This is a genomic window from Microbacterium sp. LWH3-1.2, from assembly GCF_040675855.1.
Lineage (GTDB): Bacteria > Actinomycetota > Actinomycetes > Actinomycetales > Microbacteriaceae > Microbacterium.
The window spans coordinates 1,786,372-1,798,890 of sequence record NZ_JBEGIK010000001.1 but is presented as its reverse complement, the minus strand read 5'-3'; the positions used below and the strand labels follow the sequence as shown (position 1 = coordinate 1,798,890).

The following is a 12,519-nucleotide window of genomic DNA, read 5'->3' as shown; positions in this document are numbered from 1 at the left end:
CACAACCTCCGACGAAGGAGCAGCAATGACCGACACCCAGACACTTCTCGCGACGCGGCACGTGCCCGAGGGCCTGCCGACCCGCATCCAGCACTACATCGACGGTGAGTTCGTCGACTCGGCCGACGGCGACACGTTCGACGTGCTCGACCCGGTGACGAACGAGACGTACGTGCAGGCCGCGGCCGGCAAGAAGGCCGATATCGACCGCGCCGTCGCCGCCGCCCGGCGCGCGTTCACCGAGGGGCCGTGGCCGCGGATGCTGCCGCGTGAGCGTTCCCGCGTGCTGCACCGGATCGCGGACATCGTGGAGTCCCGCGACGCGCGTCTGGCGGAGCTGGAGTCGTTCGACTCGGGGCTGCCGATCACGCAGGCGCTCGGTCAGGCCCGTCGCGCGGCCGAGAACTTCCGGTTCTTCGCCGACCTGATCGTGGCGCAGGCCGACGACGCCTACAAGGTGCCCGGCCGGCAGATGAACTACGTCAACCGCAAGCCGATCGGCGTCGCAGGGCTCATCACGCCATGGAACACGCCGTTCATGCTCGAGTCGTGGAAGCTCGGCCCGGCGCTCGCGACCGGCAACACGGTGGTGCTCAAGCCTGCGGAGTTCACGCCGCTGTCGGCGTCGCTGTGGGCCGGCATCTTCGAGGAGGCAGGCCTTCCGAAGGGCGTCTTCAACCTCGTCAACGGACTGGGCGAGGACGCCGGCGACGCGCTGGTGAAGCATCCCGACGTCCCCCTCATCTCGTTCACGGGCGAGAGCCGCACCGGGCAGATCATCTTCGGCAACGCCGCACCGTTCCTGAAGGGCCTGTCGATGGAGCTGGGCGGCAAGAGCCCCGCCGTCGTGTTCGCCGACGCCGACCTGGAGGCGGCCATCGACGCGACGATCTTCGGTGTGTTCTCGCTGAACGGCGAGCGTTGCACCGCCGGCTCGCGCATCCTCGTCGAGCGCCCGGTCTACGACGAGTTCGTGAAGCGCTACGCGGCGCAGGCCGACCGCGTCGTGGTGGGCTACCCGCACGACCCGAAGACCGAGGTGGGCGCGCTGGTGCACCCGGAGCACTACGACAAGGTCGTCAGCTACATCGAGATCGGCAAGGACGAGGCGCGCCTCGTCGCCGGCGGCGACCGTCCAGAGGGCTTCGAGACCGGCAACTTCGTCCGTCCGACCGTGTTCGCCGACGTCGCCCCCGACGCCCGGATCTTCCAGGAGGAGATCTTCGGCCCGGTCGTGGCGATCACCCCGTTCGACACCGACGAGGAGGCGCTCGAACTCGCCAACGGCGTGCGCTACGGCCTCGCGGCGTACGTGTGGACCAACGACCTCAAGCGCGCCCACAACTTCTCGCAGGCGATCGAGGCGGGCATGGTGTGGCTCAATTCGAACAACGTGCGCGATCTCCGCACCCCGTTCGGGGGCGTCAAGGCCTCCGGCCTCGGCCACGAGGGCGGCTACCGCTCGATCGACTTCTACACCGACCAGCAGGCCGTGCACATCACGCTCGGCCCCGCTCACAACCCCACCTTCGGAAGGGCGGACGCCGCCGGCCACTGAGGGCCGCAGCATCCGTTCTCACCGTTCTCCTCGAAACCACGCAAGGACGCGACATGACCCACCGTGACCAGATGACCCGCACCTCCTCCGGCTTCTACGTGAGCCAGGAGGCTCCGATCCTCTCCGACAACCCGATCCCCGCGCCCAGCGCCCCGGCGCCCGACATCCTCCGCTGCGCGTACATGGAGCTCGTCGTCACCGACCTGCTGGCGTCGCGCGAGTTCTACGTCGACGTGCTCGGCCTGTACGTGACCGAGGAGGACGATTCCACGATCTACCTCCGCTCGACGGAGGAGTTCATCCACCACAACCTGGTGCTCCGCCAGGGACCGGTGGCCGCGGTCGCCGCGTTCTCGTACCGAGTCCGGTCCGCGGAGGACCTCGAGCGGGCCGTGGCGTTCTACGACGAGCTCGGCTGCCGCATCGAGCGCCGCCCCGAGGGCTTCACGAAGGGCATCGGCGACTCGGTGCGGGTGACCGATCCGCTCGGCTTCCCGTACGAGTTCTTCTACGCCACCGAGCACGTCGAACGGCTCTCCTGGCGGTATGACCTGCACACCCCCGGTGAGCTCGTGCGTCTGGACCACTTCAACCAGGTCACCCCCGACGTGCCCCGCGCCGTCAACTTCATGCAGTCGCTCGGGTTCCGCGTCACCGAAGACATCCAGGACGAGGAGGGCACCGTCTACGCGGCCTGGATGCGCCGCAAGCCCACGGTGCACGACACCGCCATGACCGGCGGCGACGGCCCGCGCATGCACCACGTCGCGTTCGCCACCCACGAGAAGCACAACATCCTCGCGATCTGCGACAAGCTCGGAGCGCTTCGCCGCTCCGACGCCATCGAGCGCGGCCCCGGCCGCCACGGCGTCTCGAACGCGTTCTACCTGTACCTGCGCGACCCCGACGGCCACCGCGTCGAGATCTACACCCAGGACTACTACACCGGCGACCCCGACAACCCGGTCGTCACCTGGGACGTGCACGACAACCAGCGCCGCGACTGGTGGGGCAACCCCGTCGTGCCGTCGTGGTACACCGAGGCTTCGCTCGTGCTCGACCTCGACGGCAATCCGCAGCCCGTGGTCGCCCGCACCGACTCGTCCGAGATGGCGGTCACGATCGGCGCCGACGGCTTCTCCTACACGCGCCCCGACGACGAGGGCGAGGAGATGCCCAGCTGGAAGCAGGGCGAGTACAAGCTCGGCCACCAGCTGTAGCCGAGGCATCCGTCGCCCCCCAACCGTCTGCTCGCCTGTCGCAAAGCGCCTCCCCTGCCAGCAATTTGCGACAGGTGAGCAGGAGACACCCCACCCACCAACCGCTCGCCTGTCACGAAACGCACCCCCTGCCAGCAGTCTGCGACAGGTGAGCAGGAGACACCCCACCCACCAACCGCTCGCCTGTCACGAAACGCACCCTCGGGCGACCGGTTGTGACAGGTGAGCGGAAGGTACGTTGACCCCAGGAGGAGAGACGGATGCTTCACCCCGACGACATCGCCCAGGTCGCGGCCGAGCTGGCCGAGGCCGATCGCACGCACGGTGTGATCCCGCGGATCACGGCGCGCTACCCGGACGCGACGGTCGAGGACTCGTACGCGATCCAGGGCGTGTGGCGCGACCAGAACATCGCCGCGGGACGCACGCTGGTGGGCCGCAAGATCGGGCTCACGTCCAAGGCGATGCAGCAGGCGACGGGCATCACCGAACCCGACTACGGCGTGATGTTCGACGACACCGTCTACGAGTCGGGCGCCGAGATCCCGGTCGAGAAGTTCTCGAACGTGCGCATCGAGGTCGAGCTCGCGTTCGTGCTGAAGACGCCGCTCGAGGGTCCCGACTGCACACTCGAGGACGCCCTCGCCGCGATCGACTACGCGGTGCCGGCCCTCGAGGTGCTGAACTCGCACATCGAGCTCGAGGGCCGCACGATCGTCGATACGATCAGCGACAACGCCGCGTACGGTGCGATGGTGCTCGGGACGGTGCGCAAGCGTCCCGACGAGATCGACCTCCGCTGGGTGCCGGGGGTTCTCGCCCGCAATGGCGAGATCGAGGAGACGGGCGTCGCCGCCGGCGTTCTCGGCCATCCCGCCGCCGGCGTCGCGTGGCTCGCGAACAAATTCCACCAGCACGGCGCACGGCTCGAGGCGGGCGAGATCATCCTCGCGGGCTCGTTCACCCGCCCCATGTGGGTGTCGCGGGGCGATACCGTCAGGTGCGACTACGGACCCATGGGAGTGATCGAATGCCGCTTCGTCTGAGCCCGACTCTCAGCGTCGTCCTCGCGCACGCCGATCGCCCGCTCGCGGGGATGTGGGTGTGCACGGGCTCGCCGCTCGTGGCCGAGATCTGCGCCGGCTCTGGCCTGGACTGGCTGCTCATCGACATGGAGCACTCCCCCAACGGCCTCGAATCGGTGCTGGCCCAGCTGCAGGCCGTCGCCGCGTACCCCGTCACCCCGCTCGTCCGGGTGCCGATCGGCGACGCCGTGACGATCAAGCAGGTGCTCGATCTCGGAGCCCAGAACCTGCTCGTGCCCATGGTGTCTTCGAGAACGGATGCCGAAGCCGCCGTCGCGGCCGTGCGCTATCCGCCGCGGGGCACCCGTGGCGTAGGCTCCGCGCTCGCGCGGTCGGCGCGCTGGAACCGTGTCGACGACTACCTGCAGCACGCCGACGACCATGTGTCGCTCTTCGTGCAGATCGAGACGTCGGCCGGTGTCGAGGCCGCCGCCGAGATCGCCGCGGTCGACGGCGTCGACGGCGTCTTCGTCGGCCCCTCCGACCTCGCCGCGTCGATGGGCGTGCTCGGACGGCAGACCCACCCCGACGTCATGGGCGCGGTGCATCGCGCGTTCGAGGCGGTGCGCGCCGCCGGCAAGCCCGTCGGCGTCAACGCCTTCGACCCGGCCGCCGCCGACGCCTACCTCGGGGCCGGCGCGTCGTTCGTCCTCGTGGGCGCCGACGTCGCACTCCTCGCCCGCGGCTCCGAAGCCCTCGCCGCCCGCTTCATCCCGTCCGGCGCCGCCGAGGATCGCGCCTCTTACTGACCCCACGCTCTCGTTCCTTTCCCCCAGACCACCTCTTCTCGCCGAGTCCACCCGAACCCGGGCCACCCCCGTGGGTGGTTTCGGCGAGAAGAGGTGGTCTGGGCACTGAAGCAAGCCGGGCGGCGTGTCAAGACCACCTGCGGGCGCCGCTTGCATGTCACGCTGGGGCCATGAAGCGCGACGTCACCAGCCGCATCGCCCTGAAGGTCGCCGAGCCCGCGGAACTCGTCTTCGCCGTCGCGGCCTCCGGCCACTACATCCCTGAAGCCGAGAGCATCACCGCGACGACGAACGGCACGCCTCTGCCGATCGAGGAGCTCGCCGACGCGCACGAGACTCGCCTGCACCGCGTCCTGGCGCCGGCCGGCGAGTTCGTGATCACATACAAGGCAACCGTCACCGGCGGCGAGACCGCCCGAGCCGACGACGTCGAGCGGCTCGTCTACCTCCGCCAGAGCCGCTACGCCGAGTCCGACGCCTTGGCCCCGACCGCGGCAGCGGAGTTCCGGGGCATCGACGGGGCCGCCGAGCTGCTCGCGGCAGTGTCGTCGTGGGTCGGCACGCGGCTGTCCTACGTGCCCGGTTCCTCGCTGCCGACCGACGGGGCCGTCCGCACCCTGCTCGCCCGCAAGGGCGTCTGCCGGGACTATGCGCACCTGTCGATCGCGGTGCTGCGCGGGCTCGGCATCCCGGCGCGCATGGTTTCCGTGTACGCGCCGGGGCTCACCCCGATGGACTTCCACGCGGTCGTCGAGGCCTGGATCGATGACGCCTGGCGGGTGGTCGACGCGACCACGCTCGCCCCGCGATCGAGCCTGGTCCGCATCGCGACGGGAAGGGATGCCGCCGACACGGCGTTCCTCACCGTTGTCTCCGGTCGCGCCGACCTCGTCGACATGGCCGTCACCGCCACCGCCGACGCGCTCCCCGACGACGACCTGACGCAGCTGGTCTCCATCGCCTGAGCGCAGTGCGGCGCCGCGGCGCAGCATCCGTTCCGCTGCGTCGTCGCGACGTGGCACAGTGAATCCATGAAGAAGTGGGTCGTGCGGTTCGCGTCGCTGCTGGTGTTCAACATCGTCGTGCTGCTGATCGTCGGCTGGCTGACGCCCGCGCGCGTCGGCTGGGCCGCCCTCTGGGCGGGCATCGTGCTGACGGCCCTCGTCATCTGGATCAAGCCGCTCGTCGAGAAGTGGTTCCGCTCGATGGCCGCGAAGTCCGCGAACCAGCGCACCAAGGCCGGCGAGAAGCTCGTCGAGTTCCTGCTCGCGTTCGCCGTCGCATTCCTCGTCTGGATCGTCACCGTCGTCTTCACCGGCGTCTCCATCGGCGGCGGCATCTTCGGAGCGTTCTGGGGTTGGGTCATCCCGCCGGTGATCCTGCTCATCGGCTGGGCGATCTACGGCGCCATCGACGACAGGGTCGAGTCCCACGCCGGCACGCTCTATGACAAGGCCACCGGTTCGAAAGTCGGATCGACGGATGCTGCGGCCCCACCGATCCCGAGCCCCGAGGCATCCGCCGGCCGCAGGGAACTGAACGATGGGCTCACCGACGAGCAGCGACGCATGCTCGACGAACTCGGCAACGGCTGATCTCGCCCGATCTGTCGATCGGGACGCGCTCGCATCGTCAGAGGGGTGTAGCGCCCCCTCCAGAAAGGACGACACCATGCGGTACGCACTCCTCCTCCACTACCCCGAGATGACCCCCGAAGACATGGGCGACGACGCCTGGGCCGAGGGCATGCGCGAGTTCGACGAGTACGCGAAGGCGCTCGACGAGGCGGGTGTGCTGATCTCGGCCGAGGTGCTGCAGCCCTCCGCCGTGACCACGACGGTGACGGCTCCCGACGGCACGCTGCGCGTGCAGGACGGCCCCTTCGCCGACACCAAGGAGCAGCTCGGCGGCACGTTCGTGATCGACGTCGCCGACCTCGACGCCGCCATCGGCTGGGCCGGCAAGGCTCCGTCGATCAGCTGGGGCACCGTCGAGGTGCGGCCCAGCGCGACCCGCTTCGAGAACGGCGCCTGGACCCCGTTCGCCGGCTGATGCCGAGCGTCGACGATTCCCGCGCGGTCGCCGCGCGCACCGCGCGGGAGTCGTACGGCCGCATCCTGGCCGTCGTCGCCGCTTCGACGCGCGATGTCGCCCTCGCCGAGGACGCGCTCGCCGACGCCTTCGAGCGGGCGCTGCGGACCTGGCCGGACGCCGGCATCCCCGCCAATCCCGAAGGGTGGCTGGTCACCGTGGCTCGCAATCGACTGCGCGACGCCCTCTCGTCGGCGGCCCGCCGGACCGGCGTGCCGCTGGACGAGGGGATCGCCGCGGTGCGCGCGGATGAGCACGAGGTCGATGCCCTCACGGCACTGGAGCGCGCCGAGGTGATCCCCGACCGCCGGCTCGAGCTGCTCTTCGCGTGCGCGCACCCGGCGATCGACCCGGCCATTCGCACACCGCTCATGCTGCAGACGGTGCTGGGGTTCGAGGCCGCTGACATCGCGCGGGCGTTCGGCATCGAGCCTTCGGCGATGGCCCAGCGGCTGGTGCGCGCCAAGCGGCGGATCCGGGGTGCCGGCATCCCATTCCGTGTGCCCACGCGCGCCGACATGCCGGCCCGGCTTCCGGCGGTGCTCGAGGCGATCTACGGCGCCTACGCCATCGGCTGGCTCGACCAGGGCGACGAGCCGCGCGAGTCGCTCGCCGACGAGGCCCGGTGGCTCGCGGTGCTCGCGGCCACGCTCCTCGACGACGAGCCCGAGGCCTGGGGGCTGGCCGCGCTGCTCACCTACGCGCAGTCGCGTGCGCCGGCCCGCGCCGAGCTGCCCTGGCCCCCGCTCGACGAGCAGGACCCGGCGCAGTGGGATCGCGGGCTGATCGGGGAGGGCGCCGCCCTGCTGCGCCGTGCCTCGGCACTCGGGCGGCCGCTCGGGCGCTTCCAGCTCGAGGCGGCGATCCAGGCGGTGCACTGCGACCGCGCGCGCAGCGGCGTCCTCGACGTCGAGACCCTCGCGAAGCTCTACCGAGGGCTCGTCGCGATCGCACCGACCGATGGTGCGCGACGAGCCCTGGCGGCGGCCGAAGGACGGCTCGCCGCGGCCCCGGAGGCATCGGACCTGTAACAAACCGACCCGCAACGGGCCGCGGGGCCGAACCCGTGACCAAGATGGAGGGATCCCCGCAGCGACAGCACGCATGCGCGGGCACCCCGACTCATGGAGGCACCATGTCGCGCCGCATCCGTCTCGTCCGCATCGCCGCCGGCCTCGCCGCCGCCGCGCTCGCCCTGAGCGGCTGCGCCTCGGGGTCCGCGCCCGCGAGCAGCGAGTCGCCGGCCGCCGAGGGGGGCTACCTCACGCCCGGCAAGCTCACCATCGCGACCGGCGAGACGGCCTATGAGCCTTACGTGATCGACGACGACCCCGAGTCGGGCGAGGGGTTCGAGGCGGCCATCGCCTACGCCGTCGCCGAGGAGCTGGGCTTCGCCCCCGAGGATGTCGAGTGGGTGCGGACGAGCTTCGAGGCCGCGATCGCGCCGGGACCGAAGAGTTTCGATTTCAACATCCAGCAGTACACGATCACCGACGAGCGCAAGCAGGCCGTCGACTTCTCGTCGCCGTACTACGAGGCGAGCCAGTCGGTGGTCGCGCTGAAGGGCGGCGCGGCCGAGGGAGTGACCGACATCGCGGGACTCAAGGGTCTGGTGCTGGGCGCGATGTCGGGATCCACGAGCGCGACGACGATCGAGCAGGCCATCGCCCCGACCACTGCGCCTCAGCTCTACGGCTCCAACGAGGACGCCGTCGCCGCCCTGAAGGCCGGCCAGATCGACGCCATCGTGCTCGACACCCCGACCGCGTACACCGCGGTGAACTTCTACATCGACGACTCCTTCACCGTGGGCGAGCTGCCGGCGGCGGGAGTCCCCGATCAATGGGGCCTGCTCCTTGCGAAGGACTCCCCTCTGACCGCGGACGTCACCGCGGCTGTCGACACCCTCCGCGAGAACGGCACGCTCGATGAGCTCGAGGAGGAGTGGCTCTCGGTGCTCAGCGAAGGCGTACCGCAGCTGAAGTGACCGCGTCGGCTACGTTCGTTCGGTGACCCTGCACCAGCCCAGCGCGCTCGAGCTCGACCGTCGCGCCTACCGGCGCCGCCGCTCGCGGCGGTCGGTGCTCATCGCGATCTCCTCAACGCTCGCGTTCGCGGTGATCGTCTGGGTGACGGTGATCAACACCGAGGGCTGGTCGAAGGTTCAGCAGTCCTTCTTCAATCTCGACGTCGCGATCCAGGCGCTGCCGAAGGTGTGGGACGGCTTCCTGATCAACCTGCAGGTCCTGGCCTACTCGGTCGTCACCGTCGCAGCGGTCGCTCTCGTGATCGCCGTGCTGCGCACGCTGCGCGGGCCCGTCTTCTTTCCCGCGCGCGTGCTCGCCGCCGGCTACACAGATCTCTTCCGCGGCCTGCCGTTCATCATCGTGCTGTACCTCATCGGCTTCGGACTGCCGACCATCACGAACACGCGCATGCCGGTAGTGCTGCTCGGGGTCATCGCGGTGACACTCACGTACTCCGCATACGTCGCCGAGGTGATCCGCGCCGGGATCGAGGCCGTCCATCCCTCGCAGCGCCTCGCTGCGCGCGCGCTCGGGCTCGGGTACGTGCAGTCGCTGCGTCGTGTCGTGCTGCCCCAGGCCCTGCGCAAGATCACCCCGCCCCTCATGAACGACTTCATCTCGATGCAGAAGGATGTCGGACTGATCTCCATCCTGGGCGCGGTCGATGCGATCGCCGCCGCCCGATCGGTGGCCTCGCTCACGTACAACTTCACGCCGTACGTCGTAGCCGGCGTCCTGTTCATCCTCCTCGCGATCCCGACGATCCGCCTGACCGACTGGTACACCGCGAGGCTGCGGGAGCGCGAGCAGGCGGGGGCGATCCTGTGACCGCCCTGCTGCGCGCGACCGGCATCCACAAGTCGTTCGGCGAGCGCGAGGTGCTCCGCGGCGTCGACGTCGACCTCGCGTCGCACGAAGTCGTCGCGCTCATCGGCGCGAGCGGGTCGGGCAAGTCGACACTGCTGCGGTGCCTCAACCTCCTCGAGCCGATCGACGACGGGCAGATCTTCCTCGATGACGAGGACATCTCCGATCCGCGCGTCGACGCCAACCGCGTGCGAGCACGCTTCGGCGCCGTGTTCCAGAGCTACAACCTCTTCCCGCACCTCTCGGTGCTCGACAACGTCACCCTTGCTTCGCGGGTGGTGAACCGGAGACCCCGCCGTGAGGCCGAGGCTCGAGCCATCGAGCTGCTCGGCCGCATCGGCCTCGCCGACCTCGCCCTCGAGCACCCCGACCGCCTCTCGGGGGGCCAGCAGCAGCGCGCTGCGATCGTGCGGGCCATCGCGACCGACCCCGAGGTGCTGTTCCTCGACGAGATCACCTCAGCGCTCGACCCCGAGCTGGTGGGCGAGGTGCTCGAGCTGGTGCGGCAGCTCGCCGCCGACGGCGCGACCATCCTGATGGCGACGCACGAGATGGCCTTCGCGCGCGACGTCGCGCACCGAGTGGTCTTCCTCGACGCCGGCACGATCGTCGAGCAGGGGCCGCCTTCCGAGGTCCTCGCGGCCCCGCAGGAAGCCCGCACCCGGGAGTTCCTCGCCCGCTTCACCGCGTGACCCCCGCATCCCCGGTATTCACGGCGGGTCAGTGAGTCAACCTGTTGACTTAGGGTGAGTCAACTGGTTTACTCAGTGATGTGTCCGACCGCCTGACCTTCACCCTCCACGAGCTCATCGCCGAGCTCGACGCGTTCGCCGACGCCGCCCTGCAGACGGGGTGGGGCGTCACGTTCAACCACTTCCAGTTCCTGGCCGTGCTCTACGACCACGAGCCCGTAGACATGACGACGCTCGCCCGCTGCCTCGGCGTCACCAAGGCCGCCGTGAGCAAGCGGGTGCCCGCGCTCGTCGAGGACGGCTGGATCACCGCCGTGTCCCAGCCCGGCGCGGGCCGCAGCATCCTGCTCTCGCTCACCGACAAGGGCACCGCCCTCGTGCGCGACGCCGGCGAGGTGCTCGAGCGCGAGTTCGCCGCGATGCTGACCCACCCCTCGCTCGCCGGCGACCCCATCGACGCGCCGCGGCTGAACGCCCAGCTCGTCGCCCTCACCGCCTTCATCCAGCAACAGCCGGCGCCCGGCCCGGGTGCCGCCCACCACCCTCAGGAGACCCTCGCATGAACGCTCCCCGCATCCTCGTGATCGTCGGCACGCCCTTCGCCGGCAGTCTCAACCACGCCCTCGCCCAGTCGTACGCCGACGCCGCACGCACCGGCGGCGCCGAGGTGCGCGTCGTCGACCTCGCGAAGGACGCCGTGCCGCAGCATCCGTCGCAGCGCGACGACGTGCGGCTTCCCCGTACCGAGGCGGACGTGCAGCTCCCGCCCGAGGTCGCCGCCTACGTCGCCGACGTGGACTGGGCCGACCACCTCGTCTTCTTCTTCCCCCAGTGGTGGGGCGCGCTCCCTGGTGCCCTCAAGACGTGGATCGACCGCGTGTTCGTACGCGGCTTCGCGTACCGCTACCGTCCGACCGGTCGACTGTGGGACAAGCTGCTGACCGGTCGCAGCGCGCGCATCGTCATGACGATGGACTCCCCCGCCTTCTGGAACGCGTGGGTCTACCGCGATGCGCCGATCCGGTCCCTGCGCACCGCGACGCTCGAATACTGCGGCATCAAGGTCCGCGGCGTGACGCGCCTCGCGGAGGTGCGGCACAGCTCCGAAGCCGACCGCGAGCGCTGGGTCCGCGGGATGGCGTCGTTCGGAGCGACGGATGCCGAGTCCGTCGCCCCGCGCGCACGCGACGAGCTCGTCGCGGCCTGACGTCAGGCGAGCGAGCGCTCCGCGGCCTCGACGACGTTCGTCATGAGGAGCGCGACCGTCATCGGGCCCACCCCGCCGGGGTTCGGCGAGAGGTAGCCGGCGACCTCGGCGACGTCGGGGTCGACATCGCCATGCACGCGGGACCTGCCGGTCTCGGGGTCGTCCTCACGGGTGACGCCGACGTCGAGTACCGCGGCGCCGGGCTTGACGTCCTCGGCGCGGACGATGTGCTTGACGCCCGCCGCAGCCACGATGACGTCCGCCTGGCGCAGGTGGTGCGACAGGTCGGCGGTGCCGGTGTGGGTGAGGGTCACGGTCGCGTTGATCTCGCGGCGCGTGAGCAGCAGGCCGATCGAGCGACCGATGGTCACGCCGCGACCGACGACGACCACGTCCTTGCCCTTGAGGTCGTAGTCGTTGCGCAGCAGCAGCTCGATGACACCGCGGGGGGTGCATGGCAGCGGCGTGGTGATCGGCGAGTTGACGTTGAGCACGAGCCGTCCGAGATTCGTCGGGTGCAGGCCGTCGGCGTCCTTCGCAGGGTCGATGCGCTCGAGGATCGCGTCGGTGTCGAGGTGCTTCGGCAGCGGCAGCTGCACGATGTAGCCGTGGCACGTCGGATCCGCGTTCAGATCGTCGATGAGCGCCTCGACCTCGGCCTGCGTGGCGTCGGCCGGCAGCTCCCGCTGGATCGAGTTCATGCCGATCGCCTCGGATTCGCGGTGCTTCATCCCCACGTACAGCTGCGAAGCCGGGTCGGCGCCGACGAGCACGGTGGCGATGCCGGGGGTGATGCCCCGCTCCTTGAGCGCCGCGACCCGCTCGCGCAGTTCGTCCTTGATCTGGGCCGCGGCCGCGCGCCCGTCGAGCTTCTGTGCGGTCATGTCCGCCCTTTCGTTTGGCGTTCGTGCACCGCCGGCGCCCGCGAAACTGCATCGGGGCCCCGAGACAGCGGTTGCACACCCGCAGTCTCGGGTCCCGGTTGCAGTCTCGCGGACCGCGGACGGAGGGGTGGATGCCGCG

At 70.2% G+C, this 12,519-nt stretch carries 14 protein-coding genes; 13 read left to right on the top strand and 1 reads right to left on the bottom strand.

Annotated features, from left to right (window positions below):
- The first annotated feature begins 25 nt into the window (after positions 1-25).
- The 13 genes from hpaE (at position 26) to MRBLWH3_RS08250 (ending at position 11,496) form a co-directional block, all read left to right on the top strand.
- Positions 26-1,558 carry a 5-carboxymethyl-2-hydroxymuconate semialdehyde dehydrogenase gene (gene hpaE / locus MRBLWH3_RS08310; RefSeq protein WP_363430441.1) on the top strand — a complete coding sequence of 511 codons (1,533 nt, stop codon included), beginning with the start codon at positions 26-28 and terminating at the stop codon, positions 1,556-1,558.
- A 53-nt stretch (positions 1,559-1,611) separates the two neighbouring features.
- On the top strand, positions 1,612-2,778 hold the full coding sequence (gene hpaD, locus MRBLWH3_RS08305) for a 3,4-dihydroxyphenylacetate 2,3-dioxygenase (protein ID WP_363430439.1): 1,167 nt from the start codon (positions 1,612-1,614) through the stop codon (positions 2,776-2,778).
- A gap of 260 nt (positions 2,779-3,038) precedes the next feature.
- Positions 3,039-3,824, top strand: coding sequence for a fumarylacetoacetate hydrolase family protein (locus tag MRBLWH3_RS08300; protein ID WP_363430437.1), 786 nt, complete (start codon positions 3,039-3,041; stop codon positions 3,822-3,824).
- Positions 3,809-4,612, top strand: a complete 804-nt coding sequence (locus tag MRBLWH3_RS08295; protein ID WP_363430435.1) for an aldolase/citrate lyase family protein — start codon at positions 3,809-3,811, stop codon at positions 4,610-4,612. The genes MRBLWH3_RS08300 and MRBLWH3_RS08295 overlap by 16 nt, the downstream gene beginning before the upstream one ends.
- Positions 4,613-4,782: 170 nt before the next feature.
- A complete protein-coding gene (locus MRBLWH3_RS08290; RefSeq protein ID WP_363430433.1) occupies positions 4,783-5,577 on the top strand; it encodes a transglutaminase-like domain-containing protein in 795 nt (264 codons plus the stop codon).
- Between the two features lie 66 nt (positions 5,578-5,643).
- On the top strand, positions 5,644-6,207 hold the full coding sequence (locus MRBLWH3_RS08285) for a hypothetical protein (RefSeq protein WP_363430432.1): 564 nt from the start codon (positions 5,644-5,646) through the stop codon (positions 6,205-6,207).
- A gap of 76 nt (positions 6,208-6,283) precedes the next feature.
- Positions 6,284-6,664 (top strand): YciI family protein, encoded by a 381-nt coding sequence (locus MRBLWH3_RS08280; RefSeq protein WP_363430430.1) that lies wholly within the window; start codon positions 6,284-6,286, stop codon positions 6,662-6,664.
- Positions 6,664-7,734: an RNA polymerase sigma factor gene (locus MRBLWH3_RS08275; RefSeq protein WP_363430428.1), complete on the top strand. Its 1,071-nt coding sequence runs from the start codon at positions 6,664-6,666 to the stop codon at positions 7,732-7,734. Before MRBLWH3_RS08280 ends, MRBLWH3_RS08275 begins: the two co-directional genes overlap by 1 nt.
- Positions 7,735-7,838: 104 nt before the next feature.
- On the top strand, positions 7,839-8,690 hold the full coding sequence (locus tag MRBLWH3_RS08270; protein ID WP_363430426.1) for an ABC transporter substrate-binding protein: 852 nt from the start codon (positions 7,839-7,841) through the stop codon (positions 8,688-8,690).
- A gap of 22 nt (positions 8,691-8,712) precedes the next feature.
- Positions 8,713-9,558: an amino acid ABC transporter permease gene (locus tag MRBLWH3_RS08265; RefSeq protein WP_363430424.1), complete on the top strand. Its 846-nt coding sequence runs from the start codon at positions 8,713-8,715 to the stop codon at positions 9,556-9,558.
- Positions 9,555-10,289, top strand: coding sequence for an amino acid ABC transporter ATP-binding protein (locus MRBLWH3_RS08260; RefSeq protein WP_363430422.1), 735 nt, complete (start codon positions 9,555-9,557; stop codon positions 10,287-10,289). The genes MRBLWH3_RS08265 and MRBLWH3_RS08260 overlap by 4 nt, the downstream gene beginning before the upstream one ends.
- An 80-nt stretch (positions 10,290-10,369) precedes the next feature.
- The gene (locus MRBLWH3_RS08255; protein ID WP_363430420.1) at positions 10,370-10,852 is read left to right on the top strand and encodes a MarR family winged helix-turn-helix transcriptional regulator; all 483 of its coding nucleotides are present in this window, start codon (positions 10,370-10,372) and stop codon (positions 10,850-10,852) included.
- Positions 10,849-11,496, top strand: a complete 648-nt coding sequence (locus tag MRBLWH3_RS08250) for an NAD(P)H-dependent oxidoreductase (protein WP_363430418.1) — start codon at positions 10,849-10,851, stop codon at positions 11,494-11,496. The genes MRBLWH3_RS08255 and MRBLWH3_RS08250 overlap by 4 nt, the downstream gene beginning before the upstream one ends.
- A 2-nt stretch (positions 11,497-11,498) precedes the next feature.
- Here MRBLWH3_RS08250 and MRBLWH3_RS08245 read toward each other — a convergent pair whose 3' ends face one another.
- Positions 11,499-12,380 (bottom strand): bifunctional methylenetetrahydrofolate dehydrogenase/methenyltetrahydrofolate cyclohydrolase, encoded by an 882-nt coding sequence (locus MRBLWH3_RS08245; protein WP_363430416.1) that lies wholly within the window; start codon positions 12,378-12,380, stop codon positions 11,499-11,501.
- Between the last annotated feature and the right edge of the window lie 139 nt (positions 12,381-12,519).

Bases quoted from the DNA above. Each gene is read 5' to 3' on its own strand.
- hpaE (WP_363430441.1), top strand. From the start codon at position 26: ATGACCGACACCCAGACACTTCTCGCGACGCGGCACGTGCCCGAGGGC.
- hpaD (WP_363430439.1), top strand. From the start codon at position 1,612: ATGACCCACCGTGACCAGATGACCCGCACCTCCTCCGGCTTCTACGTG.
- MRBLWH3_RS08300 (WP_363430437.1), top strand. From the start codon at position 3,039: ATGCTTCACCCCGACGACATCGCCCAGGTCGCGGCCGAGCTGGCCGAG.
- MRBLWH3_RS08295 (WP_363430435.1), top strand. From the start codon at position 3,809: ATGCCGCTTCGTCTGAGCCCGACTCTCAGCGTCGTCCTCGCGCACGCC.
- MRBLWH3_RS08290 (WP_363430433.1), top strand. From the start codon at position 4,783: ATGAAGCGCGACGTCACCAGCCGCATCGCCCTGAAGGTCGCCGAGCCC.
- MRBLWH3_RS08285 (WP_363430432.1), top strand. From the start codon at position 5,644: ATGAAGAAGTGGGTCGTGCGGTTCGCGTCGCTGCTGGTGTTCAACATC.
- MRBLWH3_RS08280 (WP_363430430.1), top strand. From the start codon at position 6,284: ATGCGGTACGCACTCCTCCTCCACTACCCCGAGATGACCCCCGAAGAC.
- MRBLWH3_RS08275 (WP_363430428.1), top strand. From the start codon at position 6,664: ATGCCGAGCGTCGACGATTCCCGCGCGGTCGCCGCGCGCACCGCGCGG.
- MRBLWH3_RS08270 (WP_363430426.1), top strand. From the start codon at position 7,839: ATGTCGCGCCGCATCCGTCTCGTCCGCATCGCCGCCGGCCTCGCCGCC.
- MRBLWH3_RS08250 (WP_363430418.1), top strand. From the start codon at position 10,849: ATGAACGCTCCCCGCATCCTCGTGATCGTCGGCACGCCCTTCGCCGGC.
- MRBLWH3_RS08245 (WP_363430416.1), bottom strand. From the start codon at position 12,380: ATGACCGCACAGAAGCTCGACGGGCGCGCGGCCGCGGCCCAGATCAAG.